The organism is uncultured Amaricoccus sp. (assembly GCF_937891315.1).
Lineage (GTDB): Bacteria > Pseudomonadota > Alphaproteobacteria > Rhodobacterales > Rhodobacteraceae > Amaricoccus.
The window spans coordinates 1-18,250 of record NZ_CALAGI010000163.1 but is presented as its reverse complement, the minus strand read 5'-3'; the positions used below and the strand labels follow the sequence as shown (position 1 = coordinate 18,250).

Below are 18,250 nucleotides of genomic sequence, written 5' to 3'. Positions count from 1 at the left end.
GAAAGTGTGTAGGCGGGGAACCGTCTCGAGGGTTCGAATCCCTCTCTCTCCGCCAGATGCCCCGACCAGCCGAATCGACCGCCGGAGGCCGGTCTTCCATCTCGACGCCCGCCAAAGATCCGGACATTCAGTTCCGCGGGACAATCGTAACGGGAAGCGGTTGTGCTGATTTCCGCCGATCCGAGACCGATTGTTTTTGTTTACTCCAAAGACGATTATTGGAAAGGAAAGCTTGGAGAGGGTGTCATCCACGATGCAGCCGGCGACTGTGAACCGCTTCAGAACCAACCGCGGGCGCATCCTGCGCCGTATGATCGATGCGCTGGCCGACACGCTTGGACGGGACATCGTGATCCTCGACGTCGGTGGCACGCCCGATTATTGGGGCAATCTCGGCACTGAGCGGATCGCCCGCATCGAACTCCTGAACCGCGACGACAGCCAGCTTGATCGCCCAACGAAAGAGATCGGGCGGAGCGATCTGTTCACGCGCAAGGTCGGCGACGCCCGCGATCTTTCGGCCTATGCCGATCAGTCGATGGATCTCGTGCATTCGAATTCGGTTATCGAGCATGTGGGCGGCTGGTCGGACATGCGAGCCATGGCGAACGAGATCATGCGCGTGGGCCGCGCGGGCTGGATGCAGACCCCCGCGTGGGAATTCCCCATCGAGCCGCATTTCCGCATGGCCATCGGACACTGGTTCGGCAAGCCGATGCAGGCCCGATTGATGGGCATGTCGGTCGATCCGACGATCCGGCGGCTCGACCTCGACCGCCGACGCCGACGTCTCGAGGGCATCAATCTCCTGTCCAAGTCGGAAGTGCGCGCGCTGTTTCCCAACCGCGAGATCCTGACGGAACGGGTCATTCTCGCCAAGAGCTACGTCGTGCGCTGGGCACCCGCGTCGCCGACCGCAGCCCAGCCTTCCGATTTCCCGCAGCCAGCCGACGCCAGAATGTCGAAGGTCGAGCCAACCGAAGTGCTGGCTTGATTCCGGATACGGATCGCCGCGCTCGCGCCGGATGAAACCCGCGCGCCGTAAAAATCTCGACAGATATCTCCCGCCGCGGGATAATTCCGCCCAGGGATGGGGAACCCCGGAATTTAGCCGGGCGGGGACTTGGGCAGCGCGCATGTCGAAGCTGATCGTCGCCTATCATCGGCGGGCGCCGGACATCGCGGAAGCGTCGCGGCGGGCGCGGCGCTGTCTCGCCGAGATCACCCCGGACATCCTGCGGCCGGCCGCGCGCATCGAGGTCGCGCGGGCGGGCAATCAGGTCCGGGCCACGCTGAACCTGCCGGAGGCGAGCCTCCGTTCGGGGATGAGCCTCTGCCAGGGCCGGATCCTCGGCTCCCGCGCCGGCTGGGCCGAGCCGGGCGCCCCCCTGCCCGACGGCTCCTATGCCCTGATCCGCGACGATGCGCGCTGTCTCGAGGCGGCCAGCGATCCGACGGCGAGCCGCGCGCTCTGGGTCTATTTCGACGCGGATCTGTTCGTCGTCTCGAATTCGCAGCGGGCGATCACCCTCTATGCCGGCCGGTTCGAGTTCGATCCCGAGGTCGGCCCCTGGATCCTCTCGACCGGGGCGCTCGGGCTCGGCCAGTCCTACGGCCGGGATTTGCGCCCGCTGCCGCCGGCGAGCAGGGTGACGCTCGACAAGGCCGCCTGGCGGACGCACTGGACGTCGGGCGCGCTGCGCTTCGCGCCCGAGCCCGACGCGGAGGCCCGGCGCGCCGAAATCCGCGAGGGTCTCCGTGAGACCTTCGCGGATTTCGGCGCCGACGATGCGCGGCGGTCCGTGCTGTCGCTGTCGGGCGGGGCCGACAGCCGGGCGATCGCCACCCTGCTCCCCCGCGCCGCCGGCGCGCCCTGGCGCAGCGCCAGCGGCGGGCCCGCCGGCGCGCAGCGCCTGCCGGACACCGACGCCGGCGTTGGCGCCGCGGTTGCCGAAGCGCTCGGGTTCCAGCATCGCTTCGTTCCGCTCTTCGCCTCGCCCGAGCCGATCGAGACGGTGATCGACCGCTTCGTGCTGGCGAGCGAGGGGCGGGTCGACCATCTCGAGGGCTATCTCGACGGACTCGCGCATCTGCGCGACCTCGCCGAGGACGGGACCGAGATCGTGATCCGCGGCGATACCTGCCTCGGCGGGCCGGCCTGGCAGCCGGCGGAATCGGAACTCGCCGCGCGGATGACGATCGGCCTGCTCACCTGCGGCGATCTCGCCGATCTCGCACCGCGGGCCGAGGCCTTCGGGTTGGCCGGCCAGCGGCTCCCGGCGGCGCTCGACCGGCGCGCCGATGAGAGCCTGCTCACCTGGCGCGACCGGACCTACCCGCGGTTCCGCGGCACGGTGGTGCTGTCGGCGCTGACCGAGACCAAAACCTATGGGCTCGAATTGGTGAACCCACTGCTCTCGCGCCGGCTCTGGGCGGTGGCGGCCGCCCTGCCCGATCCCGACCGGCTCGACAAGGCGCTGTTCCGCGCGGTGATGCGGGAGCTCGAGCCCAGGCTCTTCGCGCCCGACCCACCCTTCGCCCGGCGCCATGGTGGGCCGACCATGGTCGAGGCGCTGAACCGGCCGGCGGCGCGGCGGCTGCTGGCCGCCTCGCTCGCCTCGGCGACGGCGGGCGAGATCTTCGGCGAGCCGCTGCTCGACTGGCTGCGTGGCCGCCTCACACCCGGCCAGGAGGTCCGGGCCAGAGCCTATCGCGCGCTCAACCGCCTGACCGGCGCCGGTCTCGCGGCGGGGCCGACGGTTCATCCGCTGCGGCTCGCCTTCCGCGTGCATATGGCGCGGGTGATGGTCGAGCGGCTGCGGGCCGACGCGACTCTGCTCGCCCCCGCGCGCGCCGCGGCTTGAAGCGTCGCGGCGGATACTCAGGCGCCGTCGAGCGTGGCAAGCAGCGCGAGGATCCGATCGCACAGTTGAGGGGTGACCCCGTCCCCGGTCAGGCGCAGGATGAGGGCGTGGCCGCGCAACTCGGCCCGCAGATCGACGCCGGGCAGCAGCGCCCGCCCCCGATCGGGCACGCGCGCGGGTTCCGGTTCCGACGGCGTTAAATCCGGGGGCGGCGCATCCAATGGCTTGGGCGCGAGGCAGGCGGCCAGGGTGGCGAGTTCGGCCTCGGGATCCTTGGGATCGGCGGCGGCGAGGGCGGCGGCGATCCCCGGCCCCTTCCCCGCCCGCAGCCGCTCGACGAGATCGAGCCCCAGCCGCTCAGGCAGATGGGTGGGAAAGCGCAGCGCGCCGTCGAGCGCGTGGTAGATTTCGAGAAAGCCGCGGATCCGCGAGCGCTTGGCCCGGCTCGCCGAGGAAAACAACGCGAGCAGCGCCGCCTTCTCGCTCGGGAAAACGCCGCGCTCGGTGGCCCGCGCCGCGACCCGCGCCCGCTCGTACTGGCTGAGGCCGAGCCGGATCTCGTTCTCCTCGACCATGGCGACATAGGCGTCCTGGGCGGTCTCCGGCCGGCGGACGAGAGCCTGCACCGTGGCGAAGCGGGCCTCTCCGGTCTCGGCCCGCAGCGCCTTCAGCGCGGTCAGCCGGCGCCAACCGGAGATGAGGCCATAGGGCAGCGCGCCCCCGCGCGGCGTCGCATCGAGCGGCGTCACCTCGATCGGCGTGCGCTGGCCATGGGCGCGCAGGCTCTCGCGCAGCGCCGCCATTTCCTCGTCCTCGACCGGCAGCCGATCGCGGGCGAGATGATCGGGGGCGATGGCATCAAGCGCGAGATCGAGCACCAGGCGCCCCTCGTCCCGGGCCCGGCGCAGGGTATCGGCCATCTCATCCAGCGCGGCGGTCGAGGCGGCCTCGGCCGCGACCCGGGCGATCGGCGCGCTCGAGGCCGGCCGGGGCAGGGTCATGGTCAGGTCGAAATGTTCCGCGCGCGGAACATCCGCGGCGGGCCCGGAGAGTGGGAAGGCGGTGGGGGTCAGGCGGCGGCGGGCCATCAGGCGGTCTCCTTCTCGCGGACGGCGGCCAGCTCGTCCCGGCGCCAGGAGGCGAGCAGCAGCCGCTTGAAGCCGGCGTAGGTCTGGTCGAAGGTCAGGCGGCCGCGGGCATAGGTCTCGCGGTTGAAGTCGCGATAGTCGGCCTCGTAGATGCCGTTCACCTGCTCGCCGGCCTGACCGACCAGCGCGGTGAAATCCTGGCGCCAGGGTGAGAGCGTCCGGCCGAGATAGGCCTGCATCAGCCCGGCGAGCTCGGCCTGCTGGCCGGCGTCGTAGCGGGTGACGATGGCGCGGACCGCGTCCCATTCGAAGCGGATCTCGTCGCGCCCGAGCGCCCGGGCGGCGATGTTCTCGCCCTCCTCGATCGAAAGGAAGGTCGAATGCAGCATGTCGAAGAAGCGCCCGGTGGAATCGAATTCGAGAAAGGAGGCGCCCATCGGCACCAGGAGGATATCCGCCGCGGTCAGGCCGTTGATGGTGAGATAGCCGAGCGCCGGCGGGGTATCGAGCATCACGAGATCGTAGCGCTCCAGCACCCCGTCGCGGGCGAGCGCGTTCGACAACGCCTCCCAGAGCTTCCAGCCGCGCAGGGACATGCGCCAGACCGGGATCTGGAACTCGGCCCAGTAGAGATTGAGCTGGGCGCCGATGAGATCGATGTTCGGCCAGTGGGTGGGGCGGATGATGTCGGCGGCGCCGCGTTTCAGCGCCTCGGCCAGCATGTCCTCGAGCGGCAGCGGCGCGTCGCCGCGCTCGACCCGGCGCTGGTTCTCGGCGCGCAGGCCGAGCGCGTAGTCCCGGGCGATCAGCGGAAAGACCGTGTCCCATTCGCTGGCGACCTGGCCGCCGAAGATCGAGGTCATCGAGCCCTGGCTGTCGAGATCGATGACCAGAACCCGGTAGCCGTCGAGGGCCGCGGACATGGCGAGATGCGCGGCCATCGAGGTCTTGCCGACCCCGCCCTTGAAATTCGCCACCGCGCAGATCTTGGCCGGCAGTCCCTCGGGGCGATAGGGCCGGTATTCCTTGGCCCGGCTGCCGAGGTTCGCGAAATGCGCGCGCAGGACCAGCACCTCGTCGAGGGTGAACCAGCGGGCGCCGCCTTCCGTCTCGGACCGGCCCTGGGGCAGGGCGGGGTTGGCGCGCAGGACCCGGCGGAAATGCGGCGGCGCCACCGGGATCAGGTATTTGGTGATCTCCCAGGTCGAGAACAGCCGGAGCTCGCGGCCCCCGGCCCCCTCGTGGCCGCGGGCGACGAGATCGGCGCGGCCCTCGGCGCAGAGCGCGGCGATCCGGCCGAAGTCGCGGGTGCCGACCGGGGATTCGAGCTCGGCCAGGGCTTCGTCGGGCGAGATATTGAAATAGGGCGGTGGGGCACCGTCCGGGTCACCGGAGCCTTGGGCCATCTGCTCGAACCTCATATGCCGCGTTTTTAGCAATGTACCATGATTCGCGGCATATGGAAGAAGAACCGGCATGCGGGCTGGAAAACCGAGGCCCGACAGGGGTTTCCCGGCCCTCTTACAGGAGGTCGCGGGGACTTGCGATTTTTTTTCGCGTGTTATTCTCGTGTTAGATCTGTGTTACGGGCTGGCGGGCTCCAGCCAAGCGGCTGATTTCGCGGGGGAAAAGCCGCTTCTCGGGCCTTGGGGTGAATCCGGAACCACGTTCGGGCGATTCCGAAACCACGCCCAAGTGAATCCGGAACCCCGAAATGATCTGTTGCGCGCGGCCGAGGCCCATGGCTAGCGTGGTGTCACTGAAACCACGAAAACGGGAAACACCGTTTCATGAGGCAGAGCGATCTTCGACCGGCGCGGGGGCCGAACCCTCCGGCGCTGGCCGCGCAGGGCGATTTCTTCATCTGCGACATGCCCTGGGCGGTGCCCAAGGACGACATGGCATCGATGGAGCATCCGCTGTTCACGCTGGCGACCCGGCCGGACCGGCGGATCCTGCGCTATGAGCACGGGCCGGCGCTGATCGAGGTCACACCCTCGGTCAAGGGGCTCGCCACGATCCATGACAAGGATGTGCTGATCTATTGCGTCAGCCAGCTGATGGCGGCGGTGAACGAGGGGCGGCCGACCAGCCCGGAACTGCATCTGCGCGCGCATGACCTGTTGCTGGCAACCAACCGCGAGACCAGCGGCGACGGCTACCGGCGGCTGCGCGAGGCTTTCGAGCGGCTGTCGGGCACACGGATCGTCACCAACATCGCCACCGGCGGGGTGGAGAGCACCCGGGGCTTCGGGCTGATCGATGCCTGGGAGATCCTGCGCAAGACCCGCGGCGGGCGGATGATCCATGTGACGGTGACGCTGTCGGACTGGATGTATCGCTCGGTGATGTCGAAATCGGTGCTGACCCTGCATCGGGACTATTTCCGGCTGCGCAAGCCGCTGGAGCGGCGGGTCTACGAGATCGCGCGCAAGCATTGCGGGCGGCAGGCGGAATGGCGGATCGGGCTCGAGACGCTGGCCAAGAAGACGGGCTCCACTTCGCCGCGCCGGGTGTTCCGCAAGATGATCCGCGACATGGCCGAGGAGGACGGGCTGCCCGACTATACGCTGGCGCTGACCGATGCTGACCTGGTGCTGGTGCGGGCGCGCGGGCGGCTCGCGGCCGAGACGGCGGAGGGCGCGCCCCGGCTCGGGCCGGAGGCGCATGCCCGGGCGCGGGAGGCGGCGCCGGGCTATGATCCCTACTGGCTGGAGGCCGAATGGACGCGGCTCTGGCAGGCGAGCGGCCGGCCGGAGCTGCGCAGCCCGGAGGCGGCGTTCCTCGCCTTCTGCCGGTCGCGGGCGGCGCGGGCGGGTGGTTTGGAGTAAATGTTCCGCGCGCGGAACATTTACGGCCGGAGGATCGGCCGCCGAATTTCCAGACGGACTCTCAGCTCTTGAGCGCCGGCCGGATGTGCAGATCGGTGATCTCGGCGGTCGCGGGCAGGGCGAGCGCGGCGAGCACCGAAGCCGCGACATCGACGGGCTGCAGCAGGCGCTCGGGATTGTAGGGCGCCCCTTCGGCGGCGTGGACCTCGGCCTGCATGCGGCTGGCGGTGCGGCCGGGAAACACGCTGAGCACCCGGAGCCCTTCGGGATTGACCTCGGCCCGCAGCGCGTCGGCGAAGGCCTTGAGCGCGTATTTCGAGGCGGCGTAGCCGGTCGCGCCGCCGCGGGCATTGAGAAACACGCTGGAATTCAGGAACACGATCCGCCCCTGCGCGCGGGCGAGCGCGGGCAGCAGCGCCTGGGTCAGGAGATAGGGTGCGCGGAAATTGACCTGATACTGGCGGTCGAGATCGGCGATCGGCGCGCGCGCTACCGTGCCCGGTATGAGGAGACCGGCGGCGTGGACGAGAATGTCGAGGGAGCCCCCCGCCCGCGGTGTGGCGAAGGTGGCGATGCCCGCGTCGTCGGCGAGATCGAGCGGCGCCCAGGAGAGGCCCGGGGCGTCGGACCCGGCTGCGCGGGCGACCGCGGTCACCCGCGCGCCGGCGGCGGCCAGCGCCTCGGCGATCGCCGCGCCGATACCGCTCGAGGCACCGGTGACGATTGCGATCTTGCCGGCGAAGGCGCCGGGGACGATCCTGCCGGCTTCGCCGGCGGCGGTTTCGCGGGTCATGCCGGGGCGTCCGCGAGCAGGCCGTGGGCGGTCAGCGTCTCGGCGGCCTCGGCGATCAGCGCGAAGGGCAGGGCGGCCCGTTCGGCGATATCGAGCAGCGAGGCGCCGCCGTCGGACTGGTTCAGCACCCAGAGCAGGGCCATCTGGAAATCCTTGGTGTCCGAGCGACCGCCGATCGCGGCATAGAGCCCGCGGCGCCCGAGTTGCGGCTCGCCCTTCGGCGAGAGGTTGAGGCAGGTCCGGTTCCGCTCGAGAATGTCGAAGATCGCGCGGAAGAGCGCGAGGGAATCCTCCAGCGCCTCGGCCCGCACCAGGTCGAGATTGTCGGCCGAGGTGTGATATTCCGGGAACTGGCCGTAGGGCGTGCGCGACAGGCAGCCGACCGGCAGGTCGAAGCCCGGCGAGCAGAACTGCCGCTCGTCATAGCCATAGGGCGAGAAATCGAGGATCCGGTGGTCGCCCCGGGTTTTCAGCGCATGGGCGGCGGCGCGGTCGATCAGCGCGTTGCCCCGGCGGCTGCGCTTGTAATGCGGGAGGCCGGGATCGCCGAGATTGACCGCCGAGAGGCCGGCGACGATCCGCCCCAGCCCCGCCTCGTTCCGGGCGAGCCAGGTGATCGAGCCGATGGTGCCGGGGATGAACAGGAACCGGTAGCTGAGCCGCGGGCGCGCGGCGCGGAGCGCCCGGATCAGCTCGACGCAGACAGCGATTCCCGAGAGATTGTCGTTGGCCAGCGACGGGTGGCAGACATGGGTCGAGATCAGCACCTCGTCGCTGGTCTCGCCCGGGATCAGGCATTCGCCATAGGTCAGCGATCCGGGGGCGAGGCTCGACTCGACGAAGACCTCGTACGCGTCCTCGGGCAGGGAGCGGAGCTGGTTCCAGGGCAGGCAGAAGCCCCAGTTCTCCTGGTAGTAGCTGGTGCGATAGGGGATCCAGTCGGGATGCGCGGCCTCGGCATGGAGATGGGGGCGCAGCTCGGCGAGGTTCATCCGCGCATGGACGGGCGCGCTGTAGCTGACCAGATGCAGGTTGTGCGCGGCGAAATCGATGATCTTCTCGCCGCGGGAATCCTTCACCCAGGCGTCGCGGATCGTCCATTCCGGCGGCACGGTCCAGTCGAGCACCGGGGTTCCGCTCGGTACCTCGTGGAGCTCGAGCGGGATCCGTTCGCGCAGGATGCCCAGGGTCTCGCGTACGCCCGCCCCGGTGATCGAGCGGCAGATCGGATAGAGCCGGGCGATCAGCGCCAGCATCGCGTCGCCGGGGGCATTGGCGGCGGCCTCCGCCGCCAGGGGCGTGTTGGCGGCATCCGCCGCCGGGGGCGCGTTGGCGGCGGAGGTCACCGGGTGCGCCGGATTGCCCTCGGCCATGGCCTAGTCGAGCACTTCGACGGCGGGCAGCGGCACCACGAACTTGCCGCCCCAGTCGCGCACCTGGCCCATGTTCCGCATGATCTCGTCCTTGATGTTCCAGGCCATGATCAGGACATAGTCGGGCCTGGTCTCGAGGATCTTCTCCGGCGGATAGATCGGGATCCGCGTGCCGGGCAGCAGGTGCCCATGCTTCAGCGGGCTGATATCGACGGTGTAGTCCATGAGGTCGGTCTTGACGCCGCAGAAGCAGAGCAGCGTGGTCGCCTTGGCCGGCGCGCCATAGCCGACCACGGTCTTGCCCGCCTCCTTCGCCTCCATCAGGAAGCGCAGCAGCGCGTGCTTGGTCGCCTGCACGTCGGCGGCGAACCGCTTGTAGCGCTCGATCCCGTCGAGGCCCTCGGCATGCTCACGGTCGCGCATCGCTGAGACCCGCGAGGTCACGGCATGGGTCGCGTCGCCGGTATGGCAGGCATAGACGCGCAGGGATCCGCCCTGCGGCTTGATCTCGTCGACATCGAAGATGGTCAGCCCGTGGGCGGCGAAGATCTTCTCGACGGTGTGAAACGACAGATAGGAATAATGCTCGTGATAGATCTGGTCGTAATAGAGCTCGTCCAGAGTCTTCAGGAGGTGCGGGAACTCGATCGTCAGGATGCCGGTCGGCCCGAGCAGGATCGGGAAGCCACCGACGAAATCGTTGATGTCGGGCACATGGGCCATGACATTGGCGCCGCAGATCAGGTCGGCGCCGAGGCCCTCGGCCTTGAGCGCGGTGGCGGTCTCGACGCCGAAGAAGCGCACGCGGGAGGGGATGCCGGCGGCCTCGGCCACGGCGGCGACGTTGCCCGAGGGCTCGATGCCGAGCACCTTCACGCCCTTTTCCTTGAAATACCGCAGCAGATAGCCGTCGTTGCTGGCGACCTCGATCACCTGATGCTCCGGCCCGAAGCCGAAGCGCTCGGTCATCATCTCGACATAGTCCCTGGCATGATCGAGGACCGACTGGGAATAGGAGGAGAAATAGGCGTATTCGTCGTTGAAGATATGCTCGCGGGCTTCCATGTCCGGCAGCTGGACCAGAAAGCACTCGCCGCAGACGAAGGCGTGGAGTGCGAAGAACGGCTCCATCTTCATGAAATCCGCCGGCTTCACAAAGGCGTTGGCGATCGGCGTGGTGCCGAGGTCGATAACGGTGTCCTCGAGCGGCGCGCCGCAGAAACGGCACTTCAGATTGTACATATGCGAAACCCCACCACGGAAACTGTCAACAGAGACCACCTCTTACCCGGTGGCGGAACGCCCGGAACCTGTCCGAAAAATCGTCTCGCTTCTAGCTCGAAGCCGGGGTCTTTTCAACGCCGGTCAGCCTGAAACCCGGCTGTGACCGCGCAGATGGTTGACGAGCGCGTCCCGGTTGCGCCGGAGCGGGGTCAGCACCAGGTTCTCGAGCGCGATCTCGAAGCCGGAGGTGGGCCGGAGCGGGCCGATCACGGCGGCGGGAAAGTGGCCGGCGATGGTCTCGGCGGCGACGCGGCGGCCGCGCACCTTGTTGGAGACATTGGTCTCGTGGATCACCTGCAGCCAGCCGGCGGGCCCGCCGATCTGCAGGATCGGCCCGGCCTTGGAAAGATCCATGTGGCGGATCGACATGGCGGTGCGGGTCGCCGCGTCGAAATAGATCACCCAGTGAAAGTCCTTGAGGCTCTGGGCCGCGATCGAGGGCAGGCAATAGCGCTCGAAGAGCTCGAACCGCCCGGCGAGCCAGCCCGGCCGGGCACGGATCTGGCTCTCGCGGCCGGGCGAGGGCATGTTGAAACGGGTCTGGATGACATGGGTGAACTCACCCTCGGGAACGCTGCGCATCTTGGGGCTGCTCGTGACTGGACGGCCGGACGGTCGGAGGCGGGATTAGACCGGTGGGGCGGGGTAGTGGCAATGGCTATTCCTTGCTCAGCTTCCTCTCGGGCGCCCTATCGCGGGGCGAACGCCGAGATCTCCTCGATCGCGAGGCCGCCGTCGGCGCGGCGGGCGAGGGGGTAGGCGACGGGCTCGGTGCGCGCCGGGGTGGCGGCTGTGGCGGGGGCGAGAAGGCGGGCGCCCTCGGCGGTGTAATCCTCGCGCCGGTCGCCCCGGACCCGGGTCCAGCCGAGAAGGGCGCCGTCGGCGGCGTAGCGATATTCGTCGCGCCAGTCGGCGCGGGGGATCAGCATCGGATCGGCATAGACCCCGGGCCGGGCGGCGTAGTCGATGCTGGCGATCCGGGGGGCCCCGTCCGGGCCGGGCGCGTAGCTCCTGGCTTCCTCGGGCGGGAAATAGACGCTGAGGATCGCCGGGGCGCTGTCATGGACGCCATTGTTGGCAAAGACGCCGATATCGACGCGCGCGCTCTTCACCGGATTGTCCTTGGAAATGGCGAAGGGCTCGTGCCAGTCGAGCGAGACGGTGGCGGCGCGGCCGTCCGCGGAGGGGGTGATCCGGACATGGGCCGGGTCGCCCTGCAGCAGCCGCCACTGGAAGCTGAGCGGGCGGCCGTTCGGGTCGCGGGTCTCCTCGGCGCTGAGCGAGATCTCGCGGCGATAGACCTTCGAGCGCCAGACCCGCGCGACGGCGGCCGGCGTGTCGAAGAGCTGCTCGGAGAGGCCCTCCCCGAAATAATCGATGCCCTCGGTACCGAGATCCTCGCGCGTCACGCGGATCCGGACCTGGGGCGGGATGTCGCCGGGTTTGATGGAATTGGCGAGGCTGATCATGCGGGCGAGATTGATGTCATAGCCCTCGAAGGCGGCCGGATGGGCGGCGGCGCTGAAATAGTCGTCGCGGGAGCGGACGGTCTGGAGCGAGCGGCGGAACACCATCTGGGTCATTGGCACGATCAGCCCTTCCGCGCGCAGCCGGTCCTTGGTGTCGGGGCGGTAGGCGGCGAGGATCATCGCCACCGCCTCGAGGAAGGGCTTGTCCGAGCCCGAGGAGCCGTGGCTGACCAGGAGATAGGGGGTATTGGCCGGGAAGAGATCGCCGATCTCGGGACCGTAGTCCTTGTGCGCGGGATAGACATAGAGCTGGTTGGCGGCGGCGTTCTGCCAGAGCCGCATCGGGCCGGTGCCGTCGGGCGCGGTGAGCGCGAGCCGGGGCAGGCTGCGCCAGGTCGCGCCGCCGGTGATCGCGGTCGAGGAATTGCCGAGGGTGACGGCGGGAAACAGCAGCCAGTCGTTCAGCCCATAGTCGAGATCGGCCGCGCGGGCCGCGTCGGAATAGACGACGCGGGCGAGCTGGGGATGGTCCTTCGGATCGAGCGCGGAATGGCCGCGGTCGCGGTTGTCATAGAGGTCGCCGAGGTTTCCGGCGGCGCGGCCGCGCTTCACATGCTCGCGCAGGATGTCGGTGGCGGCGGTGCCGCGGTTCGGGACCACCGCGCCCGAGGCCTTGGCGGGAAAGGCGAAGCGCGGCTCCAGCCGCTCGCTGGCCGGGTTCCAGGCGGTATTGGCGCCTGAGACCGGCGCCACGCCGTCGGTGATGGGCGCGGGCACCGGCGCGGCGGCGGCGGGCGTCGGGGCGGCGGCCAGCGCGGCGAAGCGGGGATCGGCGGCCAGCGGCGCGAAGAGCGGATCGGCGGCCAGCGCGGCGACGCCGCCGAAGCCGGCGCGGGCGGCGGCTTCGAGGTTTTCGAGCGCGAGGTCAGGGTCGCCTTCCAGCATGGCGAGAGCGGCGCGGTCGATGCGCAATTCCCCGAGGCCGGGATGGGCGGCGACGAGCCCGTCGAGCAGGCGCCCGGCGCCGGCGGTATCGCCGGCCTGGATCCGCTCGGCGGCGCGGCGGACCTCCTCGGCGAGCCGCGGCCGGGCGAAGAGATCGGCTTCGCCCGGGTCGATGGTTTCGGAAGCCGGAGGCCCGGGATCGATTGGCGTGGCCGCGGGATTCGTCGCGGCGGCGACGGGCGCCCCCGCGCGCGGCGAGTCGGAGCGGTCGGGGCGGGGCAGGGGGGCGAGATCGGCCGCGACGGCGGGGCCGGGCGCGAGCAGGAGGGCGAGCAGGAGAGCGGAGGGCAGGAGGGCGACCGCGCGGCGCGGCCGGCCCGGGCGGATGCGTGGCAAGGCGTTTCCTTCGGTGGCTCCCGGAGCTGGAGCATAGCCGGGATTTCGTCGAGGTGAAGCCTTGGGGAGGGCGCGCGGCGGCGGGACGGGTTGTTGCGGCGGGCTGGGGAGGGGCGGTCGGCGGGGCAGGAAAGGCTTAAGCATGATGGCCTAGAACCCAGCCCCAAGGCCCTCGGGGCCGCCTCGCGCGCTGGCTCCGGCCGGCGCGGACGCCTTCAGATCGCGAGCGGGCGACAGCCCCGTCGATCCTTCGGGGGCTACCCACCCCTTGGCGCCGCCGGAGTTTCCCGCCCGACCACGGCCGCGCCAGCGCGGCCAGACGGGAAACCACGGCCGCTGACGCGGCCACACGGGGAGAAGTCCAAGACATGACCGATACCTTCAAGTCCCATACCCGCGGCCTGACCTCGCCGCCCGAGCATGGCGGGGCGATCACGCCGAGCAACCAGACTCTCGCGGTGGTGACCCGGGCGCTGTTCGTCGGGCAGGCGGGCGATCTCGCGGTGCGCATGCTGGGCGGCGAGGCGATCGTTCTGAGCAATGTTCCGGCGGGGACGCTCCTGCCGCTCCGGGTCGACCGGGTGCTCCCGGCGACCACCGCGGGCGCCATCGTCGGGCTCTGGTGAGCCCCGGCGGCGGAGCCGCCAGATCAAGGCCTGGCGGAGCCGCCGAAGCCTTTCGCCGGAATGACGTCCCTCAGGCCCGAGTGCCAGCGGGTGGTCCGGCCGCGAGCCATTCAGGAGAACCGATTTGAACGCAATTCCGGAATTTCCCGGCACCCCCGCCCTGACCCTGCGCCTCGCGGGCGAGGGGCTCGCCATCGATCCCCTTGCCGGCCGGATCACCCCCGACCCCGGCGGCCTCGTGATCACCGGCCAAGGCGCCGGCGTCGGGGCGGGTAGCTTTCGCCTGACGATCGCCGGCACGCCCGCCGAGAAAGCGCCGCTGCTCCTGCGGGCACCGGCGCTCGCCGCCGGCGGGCGGATCGGCGAGAAGATCACGCTTGATCCCGGTGACTGGACGGTCGCGGCCGCGGCGCTGAGCGTGCGCTGGCAGCGCAACGGGGTGGATATTCCCGAGGCGACGGGGCTGAGCTACCGGCCCGGCGCGGCGGACGACCGGACCGCGATCCGGGCCGTCGTCACCGCGGCCAACGCGGCCGGCGGGCTCGAGGCCGCGACCGAGCCGCTCAGGGTGACCTACGCGGCGCCGATCGCGACCGGCGTGCTCGCCGATCTGACGCTGACGCTCGCCACGGCGCCGGCCACGGTGGCGGCGGCGCCGGCCTTCTCGGGCGAGGCGCTCAGCTTCGCGGTGAGCGGCGCCGGCGCGGTGATCGACCCCGCGACCGGTGTGACGCGGCTGCCGACCGACGCGGCGCGCACCGCCGAGACGGTGACGGTCACCGCCAGCAATTCGGGCGGCGCCGCCGCCGTCGGCTTCCGCGTCACGGTGAAGGGTATCGCGCCGACGCTGAGCGGCGTGGCGCTGCCAGACAAGCTCCGCCTCCTGCGGGGCGGGGCGGCCGAGACCCAGGCCACTGCCCAGGCCTTCGCCGGCGCGGTGATGCGCTATTCCGTCGCCACCACGGGCCCAACCATGGGTTCGGGCGCGGCCTCGGGCGTCTCGATCGACGCGGCGACCGGCGCGCTGACCTTCGTCAAGACCGCGACCCTCGCCGAGCAGACGGTGACCGTCACGGCGGCCAACGAGCACGGGTCGGTCTCGACGAGCTTCCGCCTGTCGGTTGCGATGAAGGGGATCGATCTCGCCGACGTGACGCTGTCGATCCGGGCGGACGCGACCGACCAGAGCACTACCACCGTGCCGGCGGGCTTCGGGACCTGGCATATCGACCTCAGGGAGGCGAACTATCCCGAGGCGATCACCGCCGTCTGGTGGCGTGGCGACGCCCATGTGGCGGGCAGTGGCCCCGGCACCGGCTATCACCCGATGATCCGGCACCCGAGCGTGGCGAACCGCTGGATCGCCCGCGCGGTCACCCCGACGACGGGGGCGCCGCAGATCAGGCCGTTCATCTGGGCGAACGACCCGACCCCAGGATCGACCGCGAACGTCCTCGGCCAGTCCAAGACGCATCATTTCATCTACACGACCGACGCCGCCGGCAACCCGCTCACCGGGATGGAGTTCAGCGGGCCGAGCGCGGCGCTGATCCAGAGGCTGGAGATGGTGGAGGAGCGGCCGTCCGACGAGCCGCTGGCGCGTCTCATGCCGGTGGTGGAGGCGGCGGAGTTCGGGGTCACGGACTATGTCCCGGGCGAGGGCTATCAGTTGCCCCAGGTGTTCCGCAACAGCCCGGCGAACCCGGACATCCTCTATTGCGGCGGCGACAGCCATCCGATCTGGCGCTCGCCGGACTTCGGGCGGAGCTGGCGCCGGCCGACGCAGTTCGGCCTGAAGTCGCAGAACTGCATGGGTCTCGCGGTCGACCCGCTCAATGCGAACCATGTCCTTGCCAGCATGGGGAACAATTTCACCCCGAACGACGGCGGGCTGTTCCGCACGCTCGATGGTTTTGAGACGGCCGACGAGGTGACGGCCGGCGGATCGGCGCTGCCCTATACCCAGCTCGATGATGGCGCCACCCGCAGCAGCCACGGCGACCTGATGGCCGCCTGCTTCTCCGGCGCGCTTGGCGGCCGCTCGCAGAACATCCTCGCCTTCATCTGCTCGGACAAGAACACCGCGGCTCTCACCGTCCGCTCGACGGATGGCGGCGCGACCTGGACTCGCCTCACCTCGAACAACTGGACCTCGGCCGTGGGCAAGTGCCGGGTCGCGGTTCCGGCTGGCGCGGGCAATTCCGGCAGGTTCTGGGTCTCCTCTTCGGCGGGCCTGATCCGGATCGACAACGCCTGGGGCACGCCAACCTACACCAATGCGCGCTCCGGTAACGTCAAGGCGCCGGCCTATGTCTCGGCTGACGGCGCCACCGTGATCTGCGGCGTCGATGGGGTCGGGATCTTCCGGAGCACGAATGGACTCGCAACGACGCCGACCTTTACTCAGATCGGCGCCTTCACCGCCTTCGACGCGCTCTATATCTCGCCGGCCGATCCGAATTTCATGCTGGCGATCATCGATGACGGGACCTTTCCGAATACTGCGAAGGTTTCGACCAATGGCACGACTTCGGCCACCTTCACGCGGCAGCCGGTCAGCCAGTATCAGGTGAGGCCCGGCTCGATCGGTCGGACCGCGGGCGGCTACGGCTCGAACAACAGCAACCCGAATATCTGCAACGCCACCCAGACGGCCTGTCTGTTCGACAAGAACGACGCGAACAAGGTGGTGCTGACCGGTAAGATGGGGACGGGGCCGACCGCGAACAATTTCTATCGGACGGTCAACAAGGGCGCGACCTGGCAACTGGCGAACGCCGGTTACAGCGGCAAGCACCAGAAGTCCTTGGGTTGCCCACAGGGCAATTTCGACATCAACGACAAGAGCCGGATGCTGCTCAACGTTTATGATTCAGGTGCCTGGCTCACCGAGAACGGGTGCCAGTCCTTCGAGCCGTTCCCGGTCGATATCCTGAAGGAGAAGCGCAACGCGGCCGCCTGGTGGCCCACGTCGCTCAATGCGCAGAACCTCGTCTCCTGCGGCGGTGCGCTGCATCCGAACGGCGAGGTGATCATCGCGGCGATGGGGGGCTACAACAGCAGCTTCGGCCTGCTGCGGCGCGCGCGCGTCGGCGGCGTGAACACCTGGACCTCGATCTCGACCTCGCAATATATCAAGACCGGCGTCTTCTGCTACAATTACGCGGCGCCCGGGACCATCATGTGGGGTCGGATCCGCTCGGTCGATGGCGCCTGGGCCACCTGGTCGGTCATGAGCGGCCTGACCGCCGAGGACATGGTCGCCGGCATGACCTGCAAGCGGTCGGGCATAAACCATTTCTTCGCGGTCAGCCGCTTCTCCTCCTCGACCACGCAGCTCGTCGTCAAGCGCTCCGGCGACAACGGCGCCTCCTGGAACACGGCGCTGACGCTGAGCTACAAGCCGACCGCCGCCAATGGCATGGTGCCCTTCTGCGCCGATCCGTTCGACGGAAATGTGATCTATGTTCGGGACACCACCACCTACCGCCTGCGCAGGTACGATCTCAGTGCCGGCACCTATACGACGCTGAACCTGTTCGGGGCGGCCGGCGCGACCCCGCCGTCCGCGACCTATCCCCGCGTGCCCAGCATCTCGAACATCCAGGTCGATCCGCGCTACGCCAACGTGATCTGGGTGGCCTGCGACGGGCGGGCGCAGAACGGGCTCTTCGTCTCGGTGGACAGCGGCGCGACCTGGCAGGAGATGGGCCATCGGCGGGGCTATGGAACGGCGATCGCCAGCCTGAGCATCCACCCGCTGACCGGCGAATGCTTCACCTCGTCGGATCAGGGCTGCTTCATCATTCCGCCGCCCTATGCCCAGGGGAGCCGGCTGTTCGACGGTCTGCCCTACGATAGCTACGTCGGCCGGCCGGCCTGAGGGTCCGAGACCTCTTCCCGAGACCTTTCCGGGGGGCGCCGCGCACCGGGGTCCTCCGCTTCGTTTCCAGCCACGCGATTGTGCATGCGAAGCCGCGCCATTGGCGCGGTTTCGGCTTTTTTCCGGCGGCCGCGGCCGGATAGTGCTGGGGCAGGCATCTGGAAAAGGAGGCGTGCCATGGCAGTTCCCGCCCCACCGCGGATGATCGCGGCGCCGGCGCTGGTCGGCTCGGGCCGGATCGGCGCGGCGGTGACGCTGGTGCCCGGCCTCTGGACCGGCGCCAGCCGGATCTCGGCGCGCTGGCGGCGGGACGGCGCCGATATCCCTGGCGCCACCGGTCCGAGCTATCTTCCTGGACCGGAGGACGACCTGGCCGAGCTCGGCTGCCTGGTCACCGCCTCGGGTCCGGGTGGCGCGGCGGAGGCGCTGGTCGGGCCGCTCCGCGTCACTCGCGCGCCGCCGATGGCGGCGGGCGGGCTCTTCGAGGAGATCCTCGACCAGGGGTCGGGCGACTGGACGGTGGCGGCGGCGGCCGATTTCACCGGCGCGGCGCTTTGCTTCGCGGTGGCGGGCGCGGGCGCCACCATCGATCCCGAGACCGGGCTCGTCACCCTGACGACCGTGACCGCGCGCGCGGGCGAGGCGGTCACGGTGACCGCGCGCAATTCCGGCGGCGTGGCGGTGAGCCGGTTCCTGGT

At 69.8% G+C, this 18,250-nt stretch carries 13 protein-coding genes; 6 read left to right on the top strand and 7 right to left on the bottom strand.

Features of this window, described 5'->3' with window-relative positions; translation table 11 throughout:
• The first annotated feature begins 253 nt into the window (after positions 1-253).
• Positions 254-994: a methyltransferase domain-containing protein gene (locus Q0480_RS16235; RefSeq protein ID WP_299134501.1), complete on the top strand. Its 741-nt coding sequence runs from the start codon at positions 254-256 to the stop codon at positions 992-994.
• Positions 995-1,136: 142 nt separating this feature from the next.
• Positions 1,137-2,864, top strand: coding sequence for a hypothetical protein (locus tag Q0480_RS16230; protein WP_299134499.1), 1,728 nt, complete (start codon positions 1,137-1,139; stop codon positions 2,862-2,864).
• Between the two features lie 17 nt (positions 2,865-2,881).
• Here the strand turns inward: Q0480_RS16230 and Q0480_RS16225 are convergent, their stop codons facing one another.
• Both Q0480_RS16225 and Q0480_RS16220 read right to left on the bottom strand, forming a co-directional pair.
• Entirely contained in the window at positions 2,882-3,952 is a 1,071-nt protein-coding gene (locus Q0480_RS16225) for a ParB N-terminal domain-containing protein (protein WP_299134496.1), read from the bottom strand.
• Positions 3,952-5,373 (bottom strand): AAA family ATPase, encoded by a 1,422-nt coding sequence (locus Q0480_RS16220; protein ID WP_299134493.1) that lies wholly within the window; start codon positions 5,371-5,373, stop codon positions 3,952-3,954. The genes Q0480_RS16225 and Q0480_RS16220 overlap by 1 nt, the downstream gene beginning before the upstream one ends.
• Before the next feature lie 369 nt (positions 5,374-5,742).
• Here Q0480_RS16220 and Q0480_RS16215 point away from each other — a divergent pair, with 369 nt between their 5' ends.
• The gene (locus Q0480_RS16215) at positions 5,743-6,783 is read left to right on the top strand and encodes a replication initiator protein A (RefSeq protein WP_299134491.1); all 1,041 of its coding nucleotides are present in this window, start codon (positions 5,743-5,745) and stop codon (positions 6,781-6,783) included.
• Positions 6,784-6,844: 61 nt separating this feature from the next.
• Here the strand turns inward: Q0480_RS16215 and Q0480_RS16210 are convergent, their stop codons facing one another.
• From Q0480_RS16210 to Q0480_RS16190, 5 genes are all read right to left on the bottom strand, one after another.
• Entirely contained in the window at positions 6,845-7,576 is a 732-nt protein-coding gene (locus tag Q0480_RS16210; RefSeq protein WP_299134489.1) for an SDR family NAD(P)-dependent oxidoreductase, read from the bottom strand.
• Positions 7,573-8,949: a DUF4910 domain-containing protein gene (locus tag Q0480_RS16205; RefSeq protein WP_299134488.1), complete on the bottom strand. Its 1,377-nt coding sequence runs from the start codon at positions 8,947-8,949 to the stop codon at positions 7,573-7,575. Before Q0480_RS16205 ends, Q0480_RS16210 begins: the two co-directional genes overlap by 4 nt.
• Before the next feature lie 3 nt (positions 8,950-8,952).
• On the bottom strand, positions 8,953-10,191 hold the full coding sequence (locus Q0480_RS16200) for a class I SAM-dependent methyltransferase (protein WP_299134487.1): 1,239 nt from the start codon (positions 10,189-10,191) through the stop codon (positions 8,953-8,955).
• 123 nt (positions 10,192-10,314) lie between these two features.
• Positions 10,315-10,815, bottom strand: coding sequence for a glycosyltransferase (locus tag Q0480_RS16195; RefSeq protein WP_299134485.1), 501 nt, complete (start codon positions 10,813-10,815; stop codon positions 10,315-10,317).
• Positions 10,816-10,922: 107 nt separating this feature from the next.
• The gene (locus tag Q0480_RS16190; RefSeq protein ID WP_299134483.1) at positions 10,923-13,043 is read right to left on the bottom strand and encodes a hypothetical protein; all 2,121 of its coding nucleotides are present in this window, start codon (positions 13,041-13,043) and stop codon (positions 10,923-10,925) included.
• A gap of 368 nt (positions 13,044-13,411) precedes the next feature.
• Here Q0480_RS16190 and Q0480_RS16185 point away from each other — a divergent pair, with 368 nt between their 5' ends.
• From Q0480_RS16185 to Q0480_RS16175, 3 genes are all read left to right on the top strand, one after another.
• On the top strand, positions 13,412-13,669 hold the full coding sequence (locus Q0480_RS16185; RefSeq protein WP_299134481.1) for a hypothetical protein: 258 nt from the start codon (positions 13,412-13,414) through the stop codon (positions 13,667-13,669).
• 124 nt (positions 13,670-13,793) lie between these two features.
• The gene (locus Q0480_RS16180; protein ID WP_299134478.1) at positions 13,794-17,552 is read left to right on the top strand and encodes a hypothetical protein; all 3,759 of its coding nucleotides are present in this window, start codon (positions 13,794-13,796) and stop codon (positions 17,550-17,552) included.
• A 177-nt stretch (positions 17,553-17,729) separates the two neighbouring features.
• The coding region (locus Q0480_RS16175) for a hypothetical protein (protein ID WP_299134475.1) at positions 17,730-18,250 on the top strand (521 nt) is incomplete at its 3' end.